This is a genomic window from Pseudomonas sp. (assembly GCF_046581935.1).
Lineage (GTDB): Bacteria > Pseudomonadota > Gammaproteobacteria > Pseudomonadales > Pseudomonadaceae > Aquipseudomonas.
Genome location: NZ_JAYGFK010000009.1, coordinates 100,258 through 122,299, shown reverse-complemented (window position 1 = coordinate 122,299; position 22,042 = coordinate 100,258). Strand labels below are relative to the sequence as shown.

The following is a 22,042-nucleotide window of genomic DNA, read 5'->3' as shown; positions in this document are numbered from 1 at the left end:
CTGAATCAATGGAACATTACCTACTGCTGAAAATTCTCCACAGTGCACCTGGCGTGTTGCTGTTACTCGGTGTTGTGGCGCATGTGTTTATGTTGTGGAAAGCAGCGAATGGCGGCGATGCGACTGTGCTGCAGCGCAAGCTCAAACGCACTCGGTTGATCAGCCTGCCTGTCTTTGCGGTGCTCGCCCTGAGCTTGCCAGTCAGCGGCTGGTGGATGGTCAATCTGGCGGGCTTCTCGCTGGGGCAGACCTGGTTGCTGGCCAGCAGTGTGCTGTTTGCTGTGCTGGTGCTGCTTGGCCTGTTGCTCAATGGCCGTCTCGCCGCCTGGCAGGCCTTGGGCGATAGCCCGGCACCGGCCAACCTCATGCGTTTCTGCGCGGTGTATGCCGGCCTGATTGTGCTGCTGTTGCTGGTGATTATGGGGTTGATGGGGGCCAAGCCGGCCTGAGCAACCCGTTAAATAAGAACGCCGCCTGATCAGGCGGCGTTTTCGTTAGGGCTGTAGGATGGGTTGAGCAGAGTGATACCCATCAATCCAGCGTATCAGCGCAGCGAAATCACCGGCCAGCCGCGTTTCTCGGCTTCGGCGCGCAGGTTCGCGTCCGGGTCGACGGCAAATGGCCGCGTGACCTGTTCCAGCAGCGGCAGGTCGTTCATCGAGTCGCTATAAAAACTGCTGTCATCCAGGCTCAGGCCGGTCTCTCCGAGCCAGCGCTTGAGGCGGGTGACCTTGCCTTCCTTGAAGCACGGCACGTCCGTGGTACGGCCGGTATAGCGACCTTCCAGCATTTCGCATTCGGTGGCGAGCAGGGTGTCGACGCCCAGGCGCGCAGCAATCGGTGCGGTGACGAAGCGGTTGGTGGCGGTGATGATCAGCAACTTGTCGCCGGCTTCACGGTGCTCGGCAAGCAGGGCTTCGCCTTTGGCCAGAATGATCGGCTCAACGCAGTCATGCATAAAGTCGCGGTGCCACTGCTCAAGCTGGGCCATCTCCGTGCGGCCGAGGATTTCTAGGCTGAAGTTCAAGTAGTCGGTGATGTTCAGGCGGCCGGCCAGGTAGTCCTGGTAAAACGCATCGTTACGCGCCTTGTAGGCAATCCCGTCGAGAATGCCGCGCTCACACAGGTAATCGCCCCAAGCGTGATCACTGTCGCCGCCGAGCAGGGTGTTGTCGAGATCGAATAAAGCCAAACGCACGGGGCACCTATCTTCGTAAGGGTTGAGGGCGTGAGGATAACGACTTTTATAGGTCATTCCCATGAAGGGCTGTCTGCGCAGATTGCGGCGGCGAATCTCGTCATAGTCTGGCGACGTTCTGAATAGGTGGCTGAGGGGCGCAGTGATTGTCTTGCCTCGGTCTTCAACAGCGCGTGGCGGGATTTATCGCGCCAGTATCGGCATGCCACTCGCGTTGCCGCTGCTGCGACCTTTGTGGAACAATGCCGAAACATGCGTTTACGAGGTTGTGCGCCGTGATCGACTCTGATGGTTTTCGCCCTAATGTCGGCATCATTCTGACCAATGATGTTGGCCAGGTGCTGTGGGCGCGTCGGATAAACCAGGAGGCCTGGCAGTTCCCGCAAGGTGGGATCAATGACCATGAGTCGCCGGAAGAAGCGCTGTACCGCGAATTGAATGAAGAAGTTGGCCTGGAACAGCAGGATGTGAAAATTCTCGCCTGCACCCGGGGCTGGTTGCGTTATCGTCTGCCTCAACGTTTGGTGCGTACGCATAGTCAGCCGCTGTGCATCGGGCAGAAACAGAAGTGGTTTCTGCTGCGGTTGACTGGTACAGAGGACCGTGTACGCATGGACCTGACAGGCAAACCGGAATTCGATGGCTGGCGCTGGGTCAGTTACTGGTACCCGCTGGGCCAGGTGGTGACATTCAAGCGCGAGGTTTATCGTCGCGCCTTAAAAGAACTTGCCCCGCGTCTTCTGGCGCGGGACTGACACAGGCTAGAGCCACACATGCTCAATACGCTGCGCAAGATTGTCCAGGAAGTAAACGCCGCCAAGGACCTCAAGGCGGCGTTGGGCATTATCGTGCAGCGGGTGCGCGAGGCCATGGGTACCCAAGTGTGCTCGGTCTATCTGCTTGATCCAGAAACCAATCGTTTCGTGCTGATGGCCAGTGAGGGCCTGAACAAGAAGTCTATTGGCAAAGTCAGCATGGCACCCAACGAGGGTCTGGTCGGTTTGGTCGGGACCCGCGAAGAGCCACTCAACCTCGAACACGCCTCCGAACACCCGCGCTACCGCTACTTTGCCGAAACGGGCGAAGAACGTTATGCCTCCTTCCTCGGTTCACCGATTATTCACCACCGCCGGGTGATGGGCGTTCTGGTCGTCCAGCAGAAGGAACGACGCCAGTTCGACGAGGGCGAAGAAGCCTTCTTGGTGACCATGAGCGCGCAGCTTGCTGGGGTTATCGCTCACGCCGAGGCCACGGGCTCGATTCGCGGGCTCGGGCGGCAAGGCAAGGGGATTCAGGAAGCCAAGTTTGTCGGCGTGCCTGGCTCACCTGGCGCAGCGGTGGGTACTGCTGTGGTGGTGCTGCCCCCGGCTGATCTGGAAGTCGTGCCCGACAAAAGCGTCGATGATATTGCCGCCGAGCTGGAACTGTTTAACAACGCATTAGAATGTGTTCGTGCCGATATGCGCGCGCTTTCGGCGAAGATGGCTACTCAGCTGCGCAAGGAAGAGCGCGCCCTGTTTGATGTCTATCTGATGATGCTGGAAGACGCCGCGCTGGGTAACGAGGTGGTCAAGGTTATCCGTACGGGTCAGTGGGCGCAGGGTGCGCTACGGCAGGTGGTCGGTGAGCACATCAACCGTTTTGAACTGATGGACGACGCTTACCTGCGTGAGCGCGCCAGTGACGTTAAAGATCTCGGCCGCCGTTTGCTCGCCTATCTGCAGCAAGCGCGGCAGCAAGCGCTGGTGTACCCGGACAACTGCATTCTGGTCAGCGAAGAGCTATCGCCGGCAATGCTTGGTGAGGTGCCTGAAGGCAAGTTGGTCGGCCTAGTTTCGGTGCAGGGTTCCGGCAACTCGCATGTGGCGATCTTTGCCCGGGCCATGGGCATTCCTACGGTGATGGGCGCGGTCGATCTGCCGTATTCGAAGATTGATGGTATTCAACTGATCGTTGATGGTTACCACGGCGAGGTGTTCACCAACCCCAGCGAAGTGCTGCGTAAGCAGTACGCTGAGGTTGTGGAGGAAGAGCGGCAGATGGCGCAGGGGCTTGATGCCTTGCGCGCCTTACCGTGCGAAACCCTCGATGGCCATCGCATGCCGTTGTGGGTCAACACTGGCTTGCTCGCTGATGTGAAGCGTGCTCAAGAGCGCGGCGCAGAGGGCGTAGGCCTGTACCGCACCGAAGTGCCATTCATCATGAAGGAGCGCTTCCCCAGCGAGAAAGAACAGCTGGTGATCTATCGCGAGCAACTCGCAGCCTTCCACCCACTGCCGGTGACTATGCGCAGCCTGGATATCGGCGGTGACAAAGCGCTGAGCTATTTCCCGATCAAGGAAGACAATCCTTTCCTCGGTTGGCGCGGTATTCGCGTGACCCTCGATCACCCGGAAATTTTCCTGGTGCAGACCCGGGCCATGCTCAAGGCCAGCGAGGGGCTGAATAACCTGCGTATTTTGCTGCCGATGATCTCCGGGATTCAGGAGCTGGAAGAAGCGCTGCACCTGATTCACCGCGCTTGGGGCGAGGTGCGTGACGAGGGCACAGACGTACCGCTGCCGCCAATTGGCGTGATGATCGAAGTGCCCGCTGCGGTCTATCAGGTTCGTGAGCTGGCACGCCAGGTCGACTTCCTTTCGGTTGGCTCGAATGACCTGACGCAATATTTATTGGCGGTGGACCGCAACAATCCACGGGTTGCCGATCTGTATGACTTCCTGCATCCCGCCGTGCTGCAAGCTTTGCGCATTGTGGTGGCCGGCGCGCATGCCGAAGGCAAGCCGGTGAGTATTTGCGGCGAAATGGCCGGCGATCCGGCGAGCGCCGTGCTGCTGATGGCGATGGGTTTTGATGGATTGTCGATGAACGCGACTAACCTGCCCAAGGTTAAGTGGCTGTTGCGCCAGATCAGTATGGGCAAAGCCCAAGAGTTGCTGAGCCAGGTGATGACTATCGACAATCCGCAGGTGATCCACAGCACCTTGCAACTGGCCCTGCGCAACCTCGGCCTGGGCCGCATGATCAATCCGGCGTCGGATATTCAGGCCTAGCTGCTGGGCCTTCTCAGGCTTAGCAGTTCAGCGTCACGTCCCCTAAATACATGCCGTTTGCGCCGAAGCTGCGCTCGGTCAGCAGGCGGCTGCCATCCGCATTGACGATCAAGGCGCTGCTGGCGCGGGTGCCGTAACTCGGGCTGGCAATAAATATGCTCGATAGCAGCCGCTCGGTGGGCAGGCCAATGCCCGTGTCAGGTAAGTCGGCATCTGCGGCTGGCGTGGGGTCGGCCATCAGACGCAGGAGACTCTCTGCTTGCGGCGTCTGCAGGCTATTTAGCAAGGCCTGTTTGGCGCGTTGCAGCTTGGGCCAGGGCGTATTCAGGTCGGCATTTGACAGGCCATGCACGCCTTCGGTCAGTGCCGTTGTGCGCCCCGTCTGTGAGTTGAAGTGCCAGAGCTGTTGTACATCCCCCAGCAGCAGGTTGAAGCCGCTGTAGTGCTGGCGCTGTTCATGTAAACGCTGAACAAACGCCTCGGCACTCAGATCGCCGGCGAGAAAGGCTGACGGCAACTCACCCCGTGAGCGTGGGCCTTGAGGCAGGTTCAGGTCGCGAATATTGGTCAGCGCGGCGAAGCGTCCGCCGGGACCAGCGCCCAGCCAGGTGCCGCCGGCCTGCAAGTCACGTCCGGCAAATAGCCCCGGCGTATCCGTCCATTCACATAGCGCCTGGCTGGGGCGGGCATAGAATTCATCGCGGTTGGCCGCCACCACCAGCGGCTGTGCATGCCCAGGCCGCCAGGCCAGAACGATCAGGCACATACCCTAGCTCCTTAGTTTTGCCAGTACCCCGGCGTTATCCAGTTCTGCACCGAGGTGCAGGCGTACTTTGCGCGCGCCACAGCCGAGGCCGAGCTCAAGCAGGATGCGTTCTTCCACACCAGACAGGCCGCCTTCCAGGCGCTCCAGTGGCTGAATCAGCAACTGTGGCGGCCAGTAAAGTCGCATAAACCGCCGTGGTAACAGTTGATTGATAGCGCTTTGCAGCAGTTCCTGCGCGGCGACAAAGTCGGCCACCAGCAAGCGCTGATTGCTAAATGCCGGGTCGGCTTTAAGGTGCAACTCGCGGCCACTTTGCAGGTGGCTTAAGTGCATCTGGTTGCAACTCAGCTTGAGGTACAGGGTTGGGCGCACGTTGCTCTATTCCACGGTGGATGGAGGCACTTTACGCAAAGCGCATGCGCACATCCATCGGCCAAAGTAGAGTCAAAGGCTGTGCATCCGTTACCATGGCGGATTCTTTGCGGGTTTGTTTATGGAACTGCTGCTGTATTTGGTCTTGGGCGCGGCCGCCGGCACGCTGGCCGGCCTGTTTGGCGTGGGCGGCGGCATCATTATCGTACCGGCGCTGGTGCTGAGCTTTGCCGCTCAGGGTTTTGACCCCGCCGTGCTGACGCACCTGGCGGTAGGCACCTCGCTGGCGAGCATCATCTTCACCTCGATCAACTCGGTATTCGAGCACCATCGTAAAGGCGCGGTGCTGTGGTGGGTGTTCGCCTGGATGACCCTGGGCATTCTGCTTGGCGCAGGCATTGGTGCGAAAACCGCCACGGCTATTCAGGGGCCGATGTTGCAGAAGATCATCGGTGTGTTTGCCATCATCGTTTCTTTACAGATGGCTCTGGAGTTGAAACCCAAAGCCAGCAGTACTGTCCCAGGCAAGCCGGGGCTGACGCTGGCCGGTGGCGTGATTGGCTGGGCTTCGGCGATCTTTGGCATCGGCGGTGGTTCGTTGACGGTGCCCTTCCTGACGTGGCGCGGTGTGTCGATGCGCGAGGCGGTCGCGACCTCTTCAGCCTGTGGTTTGCCGATTGCATTCGCCAGTGCCCTGAGCTTTATCTGGTTGGGCTGGCACAACCCCGAATTGCCGGAGTGGAGCCTGGGCTTTGTCTACCTGCCAGCATTGGCGGGTATCGCGATTACCAGCATGTATTTTGCCCGTGTGGGCGCGCGCTTGGCGCACAAGCTGTCGCCGCTTCTGCTCAGGCGTCTGTTTGCCCTGCTGCTGTTCAGCGTAGGCCTAAGTTTTTTGATTTGAGGAACTGAAATGCTGCCTTACCCGAATATTAATCCGGTCGCTCTCGACCTGGGCGTCCTGCAGATTCACTGGTACGGCCTGATGTATCTGGTCGGCATCGGCGGAGCCTGGCTTCTCGCCTCGCGGCGCTTGAATACCTTTGATCCGACTTGGAGCAAGGAGAAACTCTCCGATCTGGTGTTTTGGGTGGCGATGGGGGTGATCCTCGGTGGTCGTTTGGGTTATGTGTTGTTTTACGATCTGCCGGCCTACATCGCCAGCCCGCTGCTGATCCTTGAAGTATGGAAAGGCGGCATGTCGTTCCACGGCGGTTTGATCGGCGTGATGCTGGCCACCTGGTGGTTCGGCAAGCGCAATGGCAAGAGCTTCTTCGAACTGATGGACTTTATTGCGCCGCTGGTGCCGATTGGCCTGGGCGCCGGGCGCATCGGCAACTTTATCAACGCTGAACTGTGGGGCAAGGTTACCGACGTGCCGTGGGCCATGGTCTTCCCCACCGGCGGGCCGGAGCCGCGTCACCCGTCGCAGCTGTATCAGTTTGCGCTGGAGGGTGTGGCGCTGTTCGTCATTCTCTGGTTCTACTCGCGTAAACCACGGCCGACCATGGCGGTCTCGGGGATGTTTGCGGTGTGCTACGGCATCTTCCGCTTCATCGTCGAATTCGTCCGCGTGCCCGATGCTCAGCTCGGCTACCTGGCTTGGGGCTGGCTGACCATGGGCCAGGTGCTGTGCGTACCGATGATCCTCGCCGGCCTGGGGCTGATCGCCTATGCCTACCAACGCCAAGCCGTCCAGGGAGTCGCGCAATGAAACAGTACCTCGACTTGATGCGCCACGTGCGTGAGAACGGCACCTTTAAGGCAGATCGCACCGGCACTGGCACTTACAGCGTGTTCGCCCACCAGATGCGCTTCAACCTGGCTGACGGCTTCCCGCTGGTGACCACCAAGAAGTGCCACCTCAAGTCGATCATTCATGAGTTGCTGTGGTTCCTCCAGGGTGACACCAACATCAAGTACCTGAGCGACAACGGTGTGCGCATCTGGGACGAGTGGGCCGACGAGAACGGCGACCTCGGCCCGGTGTACGGCTACCAGTGGCGCAACTGGCCGGCGCCGAACGGCGAGTCGATCGACCAGATCAGCAAGCTGATCGAGATGATCAAGAAGAACCCGGACTCGCGCCGCCTGATCGTCTCCGCCTGGAACCCCGCGCTGGTCGAGCAGATGGCCCTGCCGCCGTGCCATGCGTTGTTCCAGTTCTACGTGGCGGACGGCAAGCTCAGCTGCCAGCTGTATCAGCGCTCGGCGGACATCTTTCTCGGCGTGCCCTTCAACATCGCCAGCTATGCGCTGCTGACGCTGATGGTGGCGCAGGTCTGCGGCCTGCAACCGGGCGAGTTCATCTGGACCGGCGGCGACTGCCACCTGTACGCCAACCACATTGAACAGACCGACCTGCAACTGAGCCGCGAGCCGCTGCCGTTGCCGGTAATGAAGCTCAATCCCGACGTAACGGACCTGTTCGCCTTCCGTTTCGAGGATTTCGAGCTGGTCGGCTACGAAGCGCACCCGCATATCAAGGCGCCAGTTGCGGTCTGACAGATCCTGGGTATCGCTGCGGCTAACCCAAGCTACGTTAGGCGTGCAAAGTTGTAGGGTGGGCTTCAGCCCACCAGTTCTATCGGGATAACGATTCAGGCAAAGGATTGCTCATGTCGAACTATCGCCGCCACTGGCTTCCCGGTGGAACCTACTTCTTCACCGTCACCCTTGCAAATCGTCAGTCCACCCTGCTGGTGGATGCCATTTCTACATTGCGACAGGCTTATGCTGACGCAGGCAGGCGTCACCCCTTCGAGACCGTCGCTATCTGTGTGTTGCCAGATCACCTGCATGCCATCTGGACGTTGCCGGATGGCGACAGTGACTATTCGCAGCGCTGGGCGCTAATCAAGAGTGGGTTTTCCAGAACGCTGCCAGCGGCAACGACTATCAGTGTCAGCAAATCCCGGAAGCGTGAGAAAGGGATCTGGCAGAGACGTTTCTGGGAACACTGTATTCGCGATGATGCTGACCTTGAGCGGCATGTCGATTACATCCACCACAATCCGGTCAAGCACGGCTTGGTGAAACAGGCCATGGATTGGCCGTACTCCAGTTTTCACCGAGATGTGCAACGAGGAGTTTTGCCGTTGGCTTGGGGTGGGAAGGATGAGCGTGAAGGGGACTTTGGCGAGTAGCGAAATGAGAGTGGTGGGCTGAAGCCCACCCTACAGGGAGAGCAGCCACTGGCGATGCTTAGCGTGCCGCCAGCCCCTCAGCTAGGTGGTCGATCAGCACCCGTAGTTTCGGCGGCAGGTGGCGCGTGGGGTGGTAGAGAATCCACGCGGTGCCCTGGTAAGAGCCGGTGTAGCGCCACTGCGGTAGCACATGTACCAGATCGCCACTGGCCAGCGCGGCCGCGGCAGTGAAGTGCGGCAGGCAGGTGATGCCCAGGTGGTCGAGCGCTCCGCTCAGGCGCACTTCGCTGTGATTGCTGGCGAAGCGCCCGGATACACTCACCACACACTGCTCACTGTCGCTGCTGAAGTGCCATCGGTGGTCATCGCGCACTTCATCCAGATACAGGCAGGCGTGGCGCACCAACTCCTGCGGGTGTTGCGGGGTGCCATGAGCTTGCAGGTAAGTTGGGCTGGCGCACAGCACCTGGCGTACTTGGCACAGCGGTCGCCCGGCCAGCGCGGCGGGTGGTTGATCGGTGATGCACACCAGCAGGTCGAACTGGTCACTGATTAGATCCGGGCTGCGGTCGCTGAGGTTGAGGCTGATATCGACCTCGGGGTAGCGCTGCAGAAAGTCATTGATTAGTGGGGTGACCAGAAAACGGCCAAAGGCCTTTGGCACGCTCAAGCGTACTTGGCCGCGCGGATGGCTCATCAGCCGCTCGCCGACATTTAGTGCCGCCTGTGCCGCGCCGAGCATTTCCCGGCAGCGCTCGAACACCTCGGCACCGGCTTCGCTCAGTCGCAGGCGGCGGGTGGTGCGCTCCAGTAAGCGCAGGCCCAGGGCTTGTTCTAGCTGGGCGATCTGCCGGCTCACGGCCGATGCGGTCGAGCCCTGCTGGCGCGCGGCGGCAGAAAAACTTCCGGCTTCGACCACACGCACGAAGGTGGCCATGTAGGGCAGCAGGTGGCTGGTGCTATTTGTGCTCATGGTGAATAAGTCCTGTGCTTGGTTGCTGGATTATCGTTTTGAGGGACTCAATCAACAATGGCGTTCTTGTTCTTTCGGCCGGAGCCGCCATGACCACCCTAATTAGCCGTTCCCCTTCACGTTTGTTGCAGGCCAGCGACCTGCTCTTGCTGCTGGTCGCCCTGGTGTGGGGCACCAGTTACGGGGTGGCCAAGCAGGCGCTGGTGTTCTACCCGGTACTGGGTTTTCTCGCTGTGCGCTTCTGCCTGACCTTTCTGCTCCTGCTGCCGCAACTGCGCGGCGAGGGCCGCCAGGCCTGGGCTCCGGGTATTCCCCTGGGCGGGGTGATGCTGGCGATCTTCCTCTGCGAAACCTACGGCGTGCTGCACACTTCGGCGAGCAACGCGGCGTTTCTGATCAGCCTGTGCGTGGTCATCACACCCTTCGTCGAGTGGCTGATGTTCGAGCGCAAACCGGACTCGCGCATGCTGCCGGCGGTTGCGCTGTCGCTGCTCGGCACCTGGCTGCTTAGCGGTGGCGTCGACCTGCACTTCAATCTGGGTGATGGCCTGATGCTGATGGCGGCGCTGCTGCGCGCCGTGTTGGTCTGCCTGACCGGCAAGCTCACCGCGCATACGCAAGTGCCGGCGCTGGCGCTGACGGCGGTGCAGACCGGGGTGATCGGCGTCGGCTGCCTGCTGCTCGGCGTGTTCACCTTGCCGGGCGGATTGCCTGCCTTGCCGGTGCAGCCAGCGTTCTGGATCGGCACCCTGTATCTGGTGCTGTTCGCCACGCTGTTCGCCTTCTTCGTGCAGAACTTCGCCCTGCGCCGCAGCAGCCCCACGCGGGTATCGCTGCTGATGGGCAGCGAGCCGCTGTTCGGCGCACTGTTCGCCGTGCTCTGGCTCAGTGAGCAGTTGAGTATTCAGGCCTGGATCGGTGGCTTGCTGATCGTCGCGGCGACGCTGTGGACCAGTCTGCTCAGGCGTTGAGTGACGGGTAAGGCAATACTCGCTGATGGAGCCATCATCAGCGAGCCGGCACCCGTGACGATCAGCTCAGCAGCGAGGGCTGCTCTTCGTCTGCGTCTTGCCCGTTCATACCCTGGGCTGCCTGTAGTTCAGAGCGTTGCTTTATGAGGTCTGCGAGCTGTTCCTCAACTGCTTTCTGTTGTTCAGGTGGCATGGCTTCGAGTTCTTCCTCAGTGAGGCCTAGCTCTTTGAGCATGCTGTCGCGCAGTTTCTCGGCGGTGCTCATGTCCATGTAGTCCATAAACTGCTGAACCACATCATCACCGCTATCCGCTAGCTCTGCCTGGCGGCTTTCACTCTCGTCCGAGAGGAACCCCTCGAAGCGGGTTTGCATGTTTACCCGCAGCTTGGCGAAGGCTTCTTCGTAGGACTCTTCAGCGCGCGTGTCATAACGTGGCTTTTCACTGGCCGGGGCAGGGCTGCCCACGTTGGCCAGGCTGAATGAGCTGGAGCCGTCTTTGGCGTTGTCTTTGCTCTGTTGGCCGATCATGGCCAGCGGGTTGAATCCGCCTATGCCACCGATGCTGCTCATAAATCCTCCCGGGTCCGGTGATTACCGACTGGACAGTGGCAAATCGAGTGCCAACCTTGGGAAGGTCTTGTAGATCAACTGCTTAGGCTTCAAAGAGTAAGCGTGTGGGGTTGTGGATATGGCAACGGCTTACCTCAAGCGGCAAGCCGTTGCCGGCTGAGTCAGGCGGCGGGCTGACTGAGTTGCTCGGCCAGCAGGCTGACCTGCTCCTGACGTTCGTTGTCTTCCAGCTGTGCGACGGGGTTGAGTGATGACCATTCGGGGTGGGCGCGGGCTTTGCGCAGGGCGTCCGGCAGTTTGCCTTCGCGCCAGCTGGCGTCTTGCGGGGCGGTCAGGTTGATGGCTGTTACGGCGGCATGCCCGCGAGCCTCCAGCGCTTGCAGCAGCAATTGTTGGCGCAGGGCGAGCAGGCGCAGCACGGCGTCGTCGACGGTCAGTTCGCGCTGGCCTTTGAGTTTGCTCTTCAAGCGTGCGCCATAGCGCAGCACGGTTTGCGCGCTGCCGCCGACTAAGGCACCGACGGCGGCAGCCGCGCCGAGGGTGATGCCGCCGACCAGCAGGTCGACACCCAGGCCGGTGGCCGCGCCGGCTGCCATGCCGCCGCCGACGTTGACGCCTAGTTGTTTGAGGGTTTCCGGGTTGAACAGGTCGTCGCCCCAGCGGCCGTCGAGTAAGGGCAAATCGCCGGCTTGGGCGTCGTCCTGGCGGAAGGCATACAGGCGCAGCAATGCTTGCACACAGCGCTGTTCACGCTGGCGGATGTGCTGATGCAGCTCACGGATCGCGCCTTGTTCCAGCGTCTGTTGTGCGGCCACGCTGCGCCGGCAGGCGGCGCAGTCCAGCAGCAGGTCGGCAATCAGCCGCGCGGCGCTGCTACGGCGCAGTTGCCGTTGGGTTTGGTGGTCGTCGATCAGCCGTTGCAGTTGCGGGCGGGATTTTTCCTGCAGCAGCGCCAGGCTGTCGTACAGCCGGCGTTCGCCATCCAACGGCGGGGCAACGCTGTCGAAACACACCAGCGCATGCAGGCCGAGGCGGGCCAGGGCGTCGCGCCATTCCTGCTCGCGGTGCTGGCTGGCGCTGACGAAATTCAGCACCGGCAGCAGCGGCCTGCCGGCCATGCTCAGCACGGCCAGCTCGTCGCGGTATTTGGCCAGCACCGGCTCGCGGGCGTCGATCACATACAGGCCAGCGTCGGAGGTGAGCAGTTGGCGCAGCACCTTGGCTTCCTGCTCAAAACGCTGGCGCGCTTCGCTGCCGTCGAGAAAGCGCGCCAGGCGGGCTGGGCCATCCAGGCGTTCGCCGGGGCGGTCCAGGCGCTCCAGATAATCAAACAGGGCGATGGCATCTTCCAGGCCAGGCGTGTCGTACAGCTCCAGCAGCGCCTGGCCATCCACCGACAGGCGTGCGCCCTCGACGTGGCGCGTGGTGCTGGCGAGCGGCGATACCTCGCCAAAACCGACGTCGCGGGTGAGGGTGCGCAGCAAGGAGGTTTTGCCGACATTGGTGTGGCCGACCACGGCAAGTTTCAGTGGCTGGCTCATGGGGCGGTCTCGGTCGGGTAGCCCGGATGTAATCCGGGGAGAGGATCAGTCGCATTCGCGGATTGCCTCCGGGCTACGTCCGCTGTTGGGGCGTGCAGGGTTTGCTGTGCTGGGGAGAGGACAATCGATGCTTCAATCATGGCCCGTCTCCAGCCAGCTCAAGGGCAGCGTATTCGCATGGGTGAGGCCCAGCTTGCCGAGGGCTTGGTGCCAGTCGGCCAGGCGCTGGCTGTCCAGCGCTTCGCCGGGTGGCGGTGGCAGCAGCCAGATGCGCGTGCTGGCGGAGCTGCGGGCCAGTTCGCCGAGCAGCGCCAGGCTGCCACGGTCTGGCGAGCGGCGCGGGTCGCAGGCAAGCAGCAGGCGTGCCGGCGGGAAGCGGCTGAGTTGATCGAGCAGTTGCTTGCGCTGCTCGCGGCTGTCGATGATGCCGGCATTGCTCACGCTTTTAGGCAAGGCGGGCGGCCAGTGGCGTTGTGGGTCCAGCTCAATCGCCACCAACAGCGCGCCCTGTGTCTCTGCTGAATGGTTGCCGGCCTGCGGTTGATAGAGCTGCGCCGGCTCAGCATCACACACGCCGAGGCGTTCGCTGCTGGGTTGCAGGCGCTCGCGCAACAGGCTGTAGCCGGGCATGTTGAGGTCGAGAGCCAGGCGGGCCTGGCCAACCTGCCAGCGCCACAGGCAAAGCAGCCCGAGCAGTAGGCGCGGGAGGATGCCGAACACCAGCAGCACGCCGAGCAGCCAGCCGGCCCAGGCATGTCGTGCGGCTTCGTCGAGCAGGGCGGTATCGCCGCTGGCGCGAATGACCTCCGCGCTGGGTACGGCAAAGCCGAGTAGGGCCGGTAGTGCACCGAGGGCGTGAGTCAGGCCGACAAAGGTGTCGCTGCTGAGCAGGGTGGTTTCCCACACAAAGCCGTAGCGCCGGGTTGCCAACAGGGCGAGCGTGAGCAATAGCGCGCTGAGCAGGGCGAGCAGCCACAGGCCATGTACCAGCAGGCCGACTAACCAGCGATTGAGGCGCTGGCGTTGCAGCAAAAGCAGCAGGGCCGGGCCAAGCTGGGCGGCGCTGGCATCACGCGCGAGCTTCTCGCTGAGCCATAACCACAGCCGGCCGAGCGCGCCGGGGTGTTTGCCGGCCAGCAGCAGGTTGAGCAACCAGCCGAGCAGCAGCAGCAGGTGCATGCCGAGCAAACTGCCCAAAGCCCAGAACACATTGACCGGGCGTTGCCCGTCACCCAGCGCGCTGAATGCCAAGCCGGCACCACTGAGCACGGCCAGCAGCAGCAACAGGCCCAGGGCTAATCGTGCGCCGTGCAACCAGTGTTGCAAGGCCTGTGTTTGCCCGTCACGGTTGGCCAGCCATAGCGCCCGCGCTTCAATACGCGCCGGCAGGTCGCTGGCGCTGCGTTGGGCATGGCGGTTGGCTTCGTCATCGTCCAGCGGGCCGGCATGTTCTTCGCGCAGGCGCAGGGCTTCGCACAGCCACAGACGCTGCAGGCGATTGAGTGCTGGCTTGTCGAGTGGGCTCACGCGGTGTTCCGTTGGCAAGTGGAAGGCAGAGGATAACCGCAGCAGCCAACGGATGGCACCGCTGTGCGCGTGGCTGTTTGGCTAGGCTGGCTGCGACGGCGTTGGCATGGCCAGTGAACTGAACGGATGGAGGGCTTCAATGATCGCCAGTGAGTCGGTATTCTCGCCGCTATGAAAACATCCCTACCTCTCTGCATGATTGCTGCCCTCGCGGAAAACCGCGTGATTGGCCGCGACAATCGACTGCCCTGGCACCTGCCGGCGGACCTCAAGCATTTCAAAGCGCTGACCTTAGGTAAGCCGATCATCATGGGCCGCAAAACCTGGGATTCCCTGGGCCGGCCGTTGCCGGGTCGGCTCAATCTGGTGGTTAGCCGTCAGCCTGGTTTGCAACTGCAGGGCGCGGAAGTATTTGCCAGCCTGGATGCGGCGCTTGAGCGTGCCGAAGCCTGGGCTAAGGCAGAAGATGCCGATGAGCTAATGCTGATTGGCGGCGCGCAGTTGTATGAGTTGGCGCTGCCGCGTGCCGAGCGCCTGTACCTGACGCGCGTGGGTATCAGCCCGCAAGGCGATGCCTACTTCCCTGAGGTGGCCGAGGCGGATTGGCACCTGTCCTCCGCCATTGAGCACGCGGAGGGATTGGAAACCCCCGGTTATGTGTTCGAGGTATGGGATCGTAAATAGCCCGCCTGGGCTGATCCTTCCTGCGCTGCATTGACGTTCGCCAAGGCGGACGTTTTTTATGGCCAGCCAATCATGGCTGCTACTCTGCGGGCAGCGCACGGCGCGATGTTAAACAGCATCCAGGCGCTTTTTTGTGGGTCGTTGCACCGCTAGGCGGCGTACGTCCGTTCCTTGTCTACAGGTTACCTGCATGTCAAATATCGATACCGAGCCGAATAGCATTGCCGCGATTTTTACTCGTCATCCACTCTGGGAAGACGGGCTAGCCCTGGTGTTAGGTACGGCGATGGTGGCGCTTGGCATCAGCCTGTACAGCCAAGCTGGCTTGTTAACCGGGGGCACTGTCGGGTTGGCGTTTCTGCTCAAATACCTGCTGGGCTGGCCGTTCGGCTTGGTGTTCTTTCTGATCAATTTGCCGTTCTATGCCTTGGCCATCTGGCGTATGGGCTGGCCTTTTACTTTGCGAACCTTCTGCGCGGTGGGCATGGTTTCGCTGCTGGCGGAGCTGACCCCGCAGTGGATTGGTTTCAGCCATTTGAATGTGGTCTATGCCGCGCTGTTCGGTGGCTTTGCCATGGGTCTGGGGCTGCTGATGCTGTTCCGGCACCGCGCCAGCCTTGGCGGGGTGAACATCCTCGCGCTGTACCTGCAGGAGCGCTTCGGCATGCGCGCCGGCGCAGTGCAGATGGGCGTGGACGCTGCCATCGTGCTGGCGTCGATCTTCGTCGTCGCCCCGGAAAAGGTTGCGCTGTCGGTGCTTGGTGCGGTGGCACTGAACATGGTGCTGGCCATCAACCACCGCGCCGGGCGTTATATGGGCGTGAGCTAGGTGTGTGGCGCTGTAAAACGCAGAGGGCCGCTTATGCGGCCCCTTTCGTTTTTGTGGTGGCCGTACGTTTGTTGATATGTACTTTTGACGGATTTGTCGGTTTCGGGTCGCGTCGCAGCCAGGTCGAAGGGCGTGAGGAGGGCAGCAGCACCAACTGGTATAAGACCGAACGCGAGCTATGTGCCAAGTATCATCGCTTCTATGGGCGGGTTAACAAGGACGCGGCCTTCTACGAGAAGTGCGCCAACTACCTGAACAAGGTTGAGGAGCGTGGTCGCAAACCCACTGGCATGGTGCTGTGGGTCGCCACTATTTTCCTGGTCATCCTTGAGGCGTTCATCTTCGCCCTGGTCTTGTCGCCGTTCATTGCGACCAATATCTCCGCCAACCAGGCTGAGTTTTCCGCCATCATCGTTTCCCTGTTGATCGGTACCATCCTGGTGCCAGCCACCCACTTGATGGGCGCTGAAATCCACAAGAACGGCCTGGTCGCTGGTGAGGCCAAGGGCGCCTATCGTTCCGGCGATACTTTGCAGCGTCTGGAGCGTTTCTGGAGTGGCTATCTGCAGAGCTCCAATGCCAGCCTAATCAGCTTTGGCGCGCCACAGTTGACCGTCGATTTACGTTGACTGACTTCCCGCCGGCACACGTTTGCTACTGTGTCGGCGGGGAGTAAGAGTTTGACCCTGGGCGGCAGTCCAGGCGCTAATGTGGCTTGTGGCTATGCGGTGATTCCGGCAAAAACCAGTTCAGCAGCAGCGCACAGATGCCTCCGGTGGCCACGCCGGATTCCAGTGCGTTGCGCAGTGCCGCCGGCATATGGGCGAGGAACTCCGGTACCTGCGACACGCCAAGGCCGAGGGCCAGGGACGCGGCGATGATCAGCAGCGCGCGGCGATCCAGATCGATACCTGCCAGAATGTTGATGCCCGAGGCCGCCACGGCGCCGAACATCACCATAGCCGCACCGCCGAGCACCGGCTCCGGTACCGCCTGGATGACCCCGGCCACTGCCGGGAACAGGCCGAGAATCACCAGCATCAGGGTGATCCACACGCCGATGTGGCGGCTGGCGATACCGGTCAGCTGAATCACGCCGTTGTTCTGGGCGAAGATCGAGCTGGGGAAGGTGTTGAACAGGCCGGCCAGCAGCGAGTTGGCGCCGTTGACCAGTACGCCGCCTTTGATCCGCTGCATCCACAGCGGGCCTTCGACCGGCTGGTGCGACAGCTTGCTGGTGGCGGTGATGTCGCCGATGGCTTCCATCGAGGTCACCAGGTAGATCACCACCATTGGGATGAACAGGCTCCAGGAGAAACCGAGGCCGAAGTGCAGCGGCATCGGCACCTGGAACAGCTTGGCCTCATGCATGCCGGTGAAATCCAGGCGACCCAGGTAGGCGGCCAGGGCATAGCCGATGGCCAGGGCGATGATGATGGCGCAGCTGCGCAGCCACACCAGCGGCAGGCGGTTGAGCAGGATGATGGCGGCCAGTACCACGCCCGACAGCAGCAGGTTCTCGCCGTTGGCGAAGGTGCCGTTGCCCATCGCTGCGTAGCCGCCGCCCATGCTGATCAGGCCGACCTTGATCAGCGTCAGGCCGATCATCAGCACCACGATGCCGGTGACCAGCGGGCTGATCAGGCGCTTGATGAACGGCAGGATGCGCGACACGCTCATCTCGATGAACGAGCCGGCGATGACCACGCCGAAGATCGCCGCCATCACCGTTTCTACCGCCATGCCCTGGTTGACTAGCAGCACGCCACCAGCGATCAGCGGGCCGACGAAGTTGAAGCTGGTGCCCTGCACGATCAACATGCCGGCGCCGAACGGGCCGAAGCGGCGGCACTGCACGTAGGTGGCGATGCCGGAGATGACCAGGCTCATCGACACGATGATATTGGTGTCACGCGCCGACACCCCGATGGCCTGGCAGATCAGCAGGCTGGGAGTCACGATTGGGACGATGATCGCGAGCAGGTGCTGTAGGGTGGCGAGCAACGCGGCTAGCGGGCGTGGCTTGTCGTCCAGACCGTAGAGCAGCTCGTTGCGTGCTTCGGGGATTTGAGGGTTGTTCATGGCAGTCAACCCGGAAAAACCGGCGATTCTACCCGAGAGCACTGCGCAGGGGCATGGCGCTCGATAAGCTTCTATTGCGATTGATTCCCATCATCTGTTAGCGTGCGCGATCTTTTCCTCTGCGTCTCACGGTGCTCTCTTGTCGACCTGGAATGCACAGCTCGCTCGCCTGTTTCTCGAACAGAGAAAGGCGCTGGAGGCTTTTGTAGCCCGGCGCACTGGCAATCGGCAGGTTGCGGCAGACCTGACTCAGGAAGCGTTCTTGCGCCTGGCACGCATGCCCGGCGATGAGCGCATCGACAACCTGCGGGCCTTTCTCTTCACGGTGGCCGGTAATCTGGTGCTTGATCACCAGCGCCAGGCTGCCCGCCGTGGCCTGGTTGAAGGCGAACTGCCGGAGGACGAGCCGGCCTGTACCACGCCGGGGCTGCCCGAGCACCTGGCTGCCGAACAGGAACAGAGCCTGCTGCGTGACGCTATTGCCGCCTTGCCCGAACAGCGCCGACGCATCTTCCTGCTCTATCACGTCGAAGGGCTGGCGTATCGCGAGATCGCCGAGCGCGAGGCGACGACCGCGCGCAGCGTGGAATATCATCTGCGCCAGGCCCTGATCGGCTGCCGCAGCTTCGTCAAGGCACGCCTGCACTCGAAATCCCACCCAAGGACTCCCCAGCCATGACCGACGACGAGCTGTTTGCCCAGGCCAGTGCCTGGCATTTTCGTCTGCAGGCCGAGGATGCCAGCGACGAGGATCGCCTCGGCTTCGAAGCCTGGCTGGCGCAGGGTGATGCGCAGGCGCATGCCTGGGACGAGGCGCAACTACTGTTGGCGGCCTTGCAGCCCGCGGCTCGCCGTATGCAGCCGCAGGCGCCGCCGCGCCGTCGTCGTACGTTGCCCTGGGCCGCCGCCGCGCTGTTGCTGCTGGCCTTGGGTGTGGTCTGGCAAACGCCCTGGTCGGATCGCTTGCGCGCCGATCACTACACCGCTGTGGGCGAGAGCGAAGTCATCGAGTTGGCCGACGGTTCGCGTATCGAACTCAACACCGATGCAGCGGTGAGAGTCGAACTCACGGATAACGAGCGCCGGGTGCATCTGCTGCGTGGCGAGGCCTGGTTCGAAGTCGCACACAATGCGAATCGGCCGTTTGTGGTGCAGAGCGGGCATACCCGCGTGCGAGTGCTGGGTACTCGCTTCAGCGTGTCACGCCTGGGTGAACACACGCGCGTGCAACTGGCCGAAGGCCGCGTCGAGACCATGGTCGAGGGCAGTGGCAAGGCGATCCTGGCACCGGGGGAGGCTGTCGAGGCCGCGCCGGGCTACCTGAGTGCGGTGCAAACCTTCGAACCGGCCGCAGCGTTCGCCTGGCGCCAACGGCAACTGGTGTTCCGCCAACAGCCGCTGGGCGAGGTGGTTGCCGAGCTCAATCGCTACTGGCCGGGGTATGTGCTGATCTCCGACTCGACACTTGAGCGCAAGGCGGTTTCCGGCGTATTCGAGATCGACAAACCGGAAGCGGTGCTGCGGGCGTTGCAACTGACGCTCGGGCTGCGGGTGGATCGTTATTCGCCCTACCTGACGTTGCTGCGCGAGGCTGCTCCCCAGCCTTGAGTGCCGGCTCTCCAGCTTTGAACCTGTTCGAAGTCTGCTGCGCGCTGGTGCGACTACATCATCGTATTTCTTGCCGCAGCCACTCATGCGCTGCTAATGGTACTCCTTGATTTTCCGGATCTTTATCGCTGGCCGAAGGCGTGCCCGAAACTCCACTCACACAAGCCGAAAAATATTTTCAGGGTTTTCTGCAGGGCTGGCGTCCTTGGTTACTGAGGCGAAATAAAAAGCACTCGCAATAAGACGAGTGCAACGCCGAATACCGATTTCGATCACCGGGGAACCCACCATGCAACACGCTACTCGCGGCCTGCCGACTTTGTTGTCCCTTGCCATCGCCATGGCCATTTCCGCGCCACTCCTGGCCCAGGCCGCCGAACCTGCGCAGGCGCAGAGCAGCACCTACCGTTTCGACATCCCAGCGCAGACGCTCGATGGCGCCCTGGCTGGGTTCTCAGCCGTAACGCGCATCCAGGTACTGGTGCCGGCCGAGCTGACCCAGGGCATTCGTTCCCCCGGTCTGGCCGGTAGTCATGCGGCGAACGAGGCGCTGGCTCGTCTGCTGGCCGGTACCGGTCTGGCAGCCCGTTTCGTCGATGGCGATACGGTGACGTTGGAGCAATCGCAGGCGGGCAATGGTGCGCTGGAATTGGACGCGATGACCATTATCAGCAACCAGTTGGGGGCGATCACCGAGGGCTCGCAGAGCTACACGCCGGGCACCATCGCTACCGCCACGCGGCTGGTGCTGACGCCTCGGGAAACGCCGCAGTCGATCAGTGTGATAACCCGGCAGGAAATGGATGACTTCAACCTCACCTCCATTGATGACGTCATGCGTCGAACGCCTGGAGTCAGTGTTGCGACCCTGGATACCGAGCGCACTGACTATTACGCCCGTGGCTTTGCCATCAACAATTTTCAATACGATGGCATTCCCATGCAGCGCAGTATCGGTTACTCAGCGGGCAACACTCTGAGTGACATGGCCATTTATGACCGTGTCGAAGTACTCAAGGGTTCAACCGGCCTGCTGACTGGCAGTGGGGATCCCGGGGCTACGATCAACCTGATTCGTAAGAAGCCCACTTATGAGTTTCAGGGGCATGCATCTATCGGGGCGGGTACTTGGGATAATTACCGCAGTGAGTTGGATCTCGGTGGTCCGTTGAACGAAAGCGGTACTGTGCGGGGTCGTGCTGTTGCCGCCTATCAGGACAAGCAGTCGCACCTGGATCACTATCAGCGCAAAACCTCGGTGTTCTATGGCGTCCTGGAACTCGACCTATCGCCTGAAACCGTGCTGACCGCCGGTGCCGACTATCAGGATAACGAACCCAAGGGATCGACCTGGTTTGGCATCCCCGTTTACAACAGCAACGGCGAATTCAACAAGGTCTCTCGCTCGTTCAATCCGGCCGCAAACTGGAGCCAATGGGAGCAGTACACCCGGACGGTGTTTGCGACGCTGGAACACACCCTTGCCAGCGGTTGGGTAGCCAAGTTGCAGTTGAATCATCAGATCAATGGTTACGACCTACGAGCTGGCTCTGTGGGTGCAGGGTTCCCCAATCCAGCCGACGGAAGTGGTGCCAGTATCTGGAAGGGCAGTTATGTTGGTAAAACAACGAGCAATGCGGCAGATCTGTATGCCAGTGGGCCTTTCCAGCTGTTGGGGCGTGAGCACGAACTGGTCGTTGGCGGCAGTGTTTCCCGGCGCAAACTGACGAGCGAAGGGCAGTGGGCCGGAGCAAGCGTTATTGATGACTTCTACGGTTGGGATGGTGAATACCCTGAACCCAACTGGGCTCGAGTGGATGCAGCAGATCAGGTCGTTCGCGAGAATGGTGTCTATCTGGCCTCCCGCTTCAACCTGCGGGACGACTTGAAACTCCTGCTAGGTACACGCCTGGCTAATTACAGGAGCGACAACGCTACGGAGTCTGGTGTCGTTGTTCCATACGCCGGGCTGGTGTACGACTTGAACAGCGTATTGTCCGTTTACGGCAGCTATACCAGCATCTTCAAACCACAAACCAATCAAGATGAACAGGGCCGTACCCTTGACCCGCTGGAGGGTAACAATGCCGAGGTGGGTTTGAAACTAGCCCTTTTCGACGGTCGCCTGAATGCGAGCGCGGCATACTTCGAACTGAAACAGGACAACTTTGCCCAGAGCACTGGCAATCGAACGCCGAGTGGCAATACCGCCTACCGCGCAATCAGTGGTGTTGAGACGAAGGGTTATGAATTGGAGGTTTCTGGCCAGTTGACCCAGCAGTGGCAGATACATGCGGGTTTCAATCATCAGACTCCGCGTCGCAATGGTGAGCCCGTTGCGACACTGGCCCCCGAGAAGCAGTTCAGTCTGTATTCCAGCTATAAGTTGCAAGGTGCTCTGAGCGGGCTGACGCTGGGAGGTGGTGCCCGCTGGCAGGATACGACCTGGTATCCGATAAACCATCCAACTTTGGGCAAGGTCAACCACACCACTGGTAGCTACTGGTTGGTCGATGCCAGTGCCCGCTATGCGTTCGACGAGCATGTCTCGACCATGCTCACTGTTACCAACCTCTTGGACAAAAAGTACTACAGCCTCTTTGATAGCACTTATGCCTGGGGTGAGCCACGTAGCGTGACGGCCAGTCTGCGCTACGATTTTTGAACGATTGGATGGTTGGCACAGATGGATGAAAAGAGCGTCATTCACCCTACCTGTAG

22 protein-coding genes are annotated in these 22,042 nt (G+C 61.2%); 14 read left to right on the top strand and 8 right to left on the bottom strand.

The window, feature by feature from the left end:
* The first annotated feature begins 8 nt into the window (after positions 1-8).
* Positions 9-449 (top strand): DUF2269 family protein, encoded by a 441-nt coding sequence (locus VCA57_RS07210; protein ID WP_411184288.1) that lies wholly within the window; start codon positions 9-11, stop codon positions 447-449.
* Between the two features lie 95 nt (positions 450-544).
* On the opposite strand, the gene VCA57_RS07205 is transcribed toward VCA57_RS07210, so the two are convergent.
* Positions 545-1,198, bottom strand: coding sequence for an HAD family hydrolase (locus VCA57_RS07205; RefSeq protein ID WP_411184287.1), 654 nt, complete (start codon positions 1,196-1,198; stop codon positions 545-547).
* Between the two features lie 275 nt (positions 1,199-1,473).
* On the opposite strand from VCA57_RS07205, the gene VCA57_RS07200 reads away from it, so the two are divergent.
* Positions 1,474-1,953 carry an RNA pyrophosphohydrolase gene (locus VCA57_RS07200; protein WP_411184286.1) on the top strand — a complete coding sequence of 160 codons (480 nt, stop codon included), beginning with the start codon at positions 1,474-1,476 and terminating at the stop codon, positions 1,951-1,953.
* 18 nt (positions 1,954-1,971) lie between these two features.
* A complete protein-coding gene (gene ptsP, locus VCA57_RS07195; protein ID WP_411184285.1) occupies positions 1,972-4,251 on the top strand; it encodes a phosphoenolpyruvate--protein phosphotransferase in 2,280 nt (759 codons plus the stop codon).
* A gap of 19 nt (positions 4,252-4,270) precedes the next feature.
* On the opposite strand, the gene VCA57_RS07190 is transcribed toward ptsP, so the two are convergent.
* Positions 4,271-5,017 carry an NRDE family protein gene (locus tag VCA57_RS07190; protein ID WP_411184284.1) on the bottom strand — a complete coding sequence of 249 codons (747 nt, stop codon included), beginning with the start codon at positions 5,015-5,017 and terminating at the stop codon, positions 4,271-4,273.
* Positions 5,018-5,020: 3 nt separating this feature from the next.
* Positions 5,021-5,389 carry a hypothetical protein gene (locus VCA57_RS07185; protein ID WP_411184283.1) on the bottom strand — a complete coding sequence of 123 codons (369 nt, stop codon included), beginning with the start codon at positions 5,387-5,389 and terminating at the stop codon, positions 5,021-5,023.
* A 121-nt stretch (positions 5,390-5,510) separates the two neighbouring features.
* Here VCA57_RS07185 and VCA57_RS07180 point away from each other — a divergent pair, with 121 nt between their 5' ends.
* The 4 genes from VCA57_RS07180 to VCA57_RS07165 all read left to right on the top strand — a co-directional run bounded on the left by VCA57_RS07180 (position 5,511) and on the right by VCA57_RS07165 (position 8,535).
* On the top strand, positions 5,511-6,293 hold the full coding sequence (locus tag VCA57_RS07180; protein ID WP_411184282.1) for a sulfite exporter TauE/SafE family protein: 783 nt from the start codon (positions 5,511-5,513) through the stop codon (positions 6,291-6,293).
* Between the two features lie 9 nt (positions 6,294-6,302).
* On the top strand, positions 6,303-7,103 hold the full coding sequence (lgt, locus tag VCA57_RS07175; RefSeq protein WP_411184281.1) for a prolipoprotein diacylglyceryl transferase: 801 nt from the start codon (positions 6,303-6,305) through the stop codon (positions 7,101-7,103).
* Entirely contained in the window at positions 7,100-7,894 is a 795-nt protein-coding gene (locus VCA57_RS07170) for a thymidylate synthase (RefSeq protein WP_411184280.1), read from the top strand. The genes lgt and VCA57_RS07170 overlap by 4 nt, the downstream gene beginning before the upstream one ends.
* A gap of 113 nt (positions 7,895-8,007) precedes the next feature.
* Positions 8,008-8,535 (top strand): REP-associated tyrosine transposase, encoded by a 528-nt coding sequence (locus VCA57_RS07165; RefSeq protein ID WP_411184279.1) that lies wholly within the window; start codon positions 8,008-8,010, stop codon positions 8,533-8,535.
* Positions 8,536-8,593: 58 nt separating this feature from the next.
* Here VCA57_RS07165 and VCA57_RS07160 read toward each other — a convergent pair whose 3' ends face one another.
* Positions 8,594-9,508 (bottom strand): LysR family transcriptional regulator, encoded by a 915-nt coding sequence (locus VCA57_RS07160; protein ID WP_411184278.1) that lies wholly within the window; start codon positions 9,506-9,508, stop codon positions 8,594-8,596.
* An 89-nt stretch (positions 9,509-9,597) separates the two neighbouring features.
* Between VCA57_RS07160 and VCA57_RS07155 the strand changes: the two genes are divergently transcribed.
* Entirely contained in the window at positions 9,598-10,479 is an 882-nt protein-coding gene (locus VCA57_RS07155; RefSeq protein ID WP_411184277.1) for a DMT family transporter, read from the top strand.
* A gap of 61 nt (positions 10,480-10,540) precedes the next feature.
* On the opposite strand, the gene VCA57_RS07150 is transcribed toward VCA57_RS07155, so the two are convergent.
* From VCA57_RS07150 to VCA57_RS07140, 3 genes are all read right to left on the bottom strand, one after another.
* Entirely contained in the window at positions 10,541-11,050 is a 510-nt protein-coding gene (locus tag VCA57_RS07150; protein WP_411184276.1) for a hypothetical protein, read from the bottom strand.
* 161 nt (positions 11,051-11,211) lie between these two features.
* Positions 11,212-12,591 carry a DUF3482 domain-containing protein gene (locus tag VCA57_RS07145; RefSeq protein ID WP_411184275.1) on the bottom strand — a complete coding sequence of 460 codons (1,380 nt, stop codon included), beginning with the start codon at positions 12,589-12,591 and terminating at the stop codon, positions 11,212-11,214.
* A gap of 132 nt (positions 12,592-12,723) precedes the next feature.
* Entirely contained in the window at positions 12,724-14,118 is a 1,395-nt protein-coding gene (locus tag VCA57_RS07140; RefSeq protein ID WP_411184274.1) for a DUF2868 domain-containing protein, read from the bottom strand.
* Positions 14,119-14,289: 171 nt separating this feature from the next.
* On the opposite strand from VCA57_RS07140, the gene VCA57_RS07135 reads away from it, so the two are divergent.
* From VCA57_RS07135 to VCA57_RS07125, 3 genes are all read left to right on the top strand, one after another.
* A complete protein-coding gene (locus VCA57_RS07135) occupies positions 14,290-14,802 on the top strand; it encodes a dihydrofolate reductase (protein ID WP_411184273.1) in 513 nt (170 codons plus the stop codon).
* 190 nt (positions 14,803-14,992) lie between these two features.
* Positions 14,993-15,631: a YitT family protein gene (locus VCA57_RS07130; RefSeq protein WP_411184272.1), complete on the top strand. Its 639-nt coding sequence runs from the start codon at positions 14,993-14,995 to the stop codon at positions 15,629-15,631.
* A gap of 68 nt (positions 15,632-15,699) precedes the next feature.
* A complete protein-coding gene (locus VCA57_RS07125) occupies positions 15,700-16,260 on the top strand; it encodes a hypothetical protein (protein WP_411184271.1) in 561 nt (186 codons plus the stop codon).
* Positions 16,261-16,336: 76 nt separating this feature from the next.
* Here the strand turns inward: VCA57_RS07125 and VCA57_RS07120 are convergent, their stop codons facing one another.
* Positions 16,337-17,713 carry a nucleobase:cation symporter-2 family protein gene (locus tag VCA57_RS07120; RefSeq protein WP_411184270.1) on the bottom strand — a complete coding sequence of 459 codons (1,377 nt, stop codon included), beginning with the start codon at positions 17,711-17,713 and terminating at the stop codon, positions 16,337-16,339.
* A 139-nt stretch (positions 17,714-17,852) separates the two neighbouring features.
* Here VCA57_RS07120 and VCA57_RS07115 point away from each other — a divergent pair, with 139 nt between their 5' ends.
* From VCA57_RS07115 to VCA57_RS07105, 3 genes are all read left to right on the top strand, one after another.
* Positions 17,853-18,392: an RNA polymerase sigma factor gene (locus VCA57_RS07115; protein WP_411184269.1), complete on the top strand. Its 540-nt coding sequence runs from the start codon at positions 17,853-17,855 to the stop codon at positions 18,390-18,392.
* Positions 18,389-19,321 (top strand): FecR family protein, encoded by a 933-nt coding sequence (locus tag VCA57_RS07110; RefSeq protein WP_411184268.1) that lies wholly within the window; start codon positions 18,389-18,391, stop codon positions 19,319-19,321. Before VCA57_RS07115 ends, VCA57_RS07110 begins: the two co-directional genes overlap by 4 nt.
* 289 nt (positions 19,322-19,610) lie before the next feature.
* Positions 19,611-21,986 (top strand): TonB-dependent siderophore receptor, encoded by a 2,376-nt coding sequence (locus tag VCA57_RS07105; RefSeq protein WP_411184267.1) that lies wholly within the window; start codon positions 19,611-19,613, stop codon positions 21,984-21,986.
* Positions 21,987-22,042 lie beyond the last annotated feature (56 nt).

What these genes read in the sequence shown, in the direction of transcription:
- VCA57_RS07210 (WP_411184288.1), top strand. Translation starts at nt 9, where the DNA reads ATGGAACATTACCTACTGCTGAAAATTCTCCACAGTGCACCTGGCGTG.
- ptsP (WP_411184285.1), top strand. Translation starts at nt 1,972, where the DNA reads ATGCTCAATACGCTGCGCAAGATTGTCCAGGAAGTAAACGCCGCCAAG.
- VCA57_RS07190 (WP_411184284.1), bottom strand. Translation starts at nt 5,017, where the DNA reads ATGTGCCTGATCGTTCTGGCCTGGCGGCCTGGGCATGCACAGCCGCTG.
- VCA57_RS07180 (WP_411184282.1), top strand. Translation starts at nt 5,511, where the DNA reads ATGGAACTGCTGCTGTATTTGGTCTTGGGCGCGGCCGCCGGCACGCTG.
- lgt (WP_411184281.1), top strand. Translation starts at nt 6,303, where the DNA reads ATGCTGCCTTACCCGAATATTAATCCGGTCGCTCTCGACCTGGGCGTC.
- VCA57_RS07170 (WP_411184280.1), top strand. Translation starts at nt 7,100, where the DNA reads ATGAAACAGTACCTCGACTTGATGCGCCACGTGCGTGAGAACGGCACC.
- VCA57_RS07165 (WP_411184279.1), top strand. Translation starts at nt 8,008, where the DNA reads ATGTCGAACTATCGCCGCCACTGGCTTCCCGGTGGAACCTACTTCTTC.
- VCA57_RS07160 (WP_411184278.1), bottom strand. Translation starts at nt 9,508, where the DNA reads ATGAGCACAAATAGCACCAGCCACCTGCTGCCCTACATGGCCACCTTC.
- VCA57_RS07155 (WP_411184277.1), top strand. Translation starts at nt 9,598, where the DNA reads ATGACCACCCTAATTAGCCGTTCCCCTTCACGTTTGTTGCAGGCCAGC.
- VCA57_RS07150 (WP_411184276.1), bottom strand. Translation starts at nt 11,050, where the DNA reads ATGAGCAGCATCGGTGGCATAGGCGGATTCAACCCGCTGGCCATGATC.
- VCA57_RS07145 (WP_411184275.1), bottom strand. Translation starts at nt 12,591, where the DNA reads ATGAGCCAGCCACTGAAACTTGCCGTGGTCGGCCACACCAATGTCGGC.
- VCA57_RS07135 (WP_411184273.1), top strand. Translation starts at nt 14,290, where the DNA reads ATGAAAACATCCCTACCTCTCTGCATGATTGCTGCCCTCGCGGAAAAC.
- VCA57_RS07130 (WP_411184272.1), top strand. Translation starts at nt 14,993, where the DNA reads ATGTCAAATATCGATACCGAGCCGAATAGCATTGCCGCGATTTTTACT.
- VCA57_RS07120 (WP_411184270.1), bottom strand. Translation starts at nt 17,713, where the DNA reads ATGAACAACCCTCAAATCCCCGAAGCACGCAACGAGCTGCTCTACGGT.
- VCA57_RS07110 (WP_411184268.1), top strand. Translation starts at nt 18,389, where the DNA reads ATGACCGACGACGAGCTGTTTGCCCAGGCCAGTGCCTGGCATTTTCGT.
- VCA57_RS07105 (WP_411184267.1), top strand. Translation starts at nt 19,611, where the DNA reads ATGCAACACGCTACTCGCGGCCTGCCGACTTTGTTGTCCCTTGCCATC.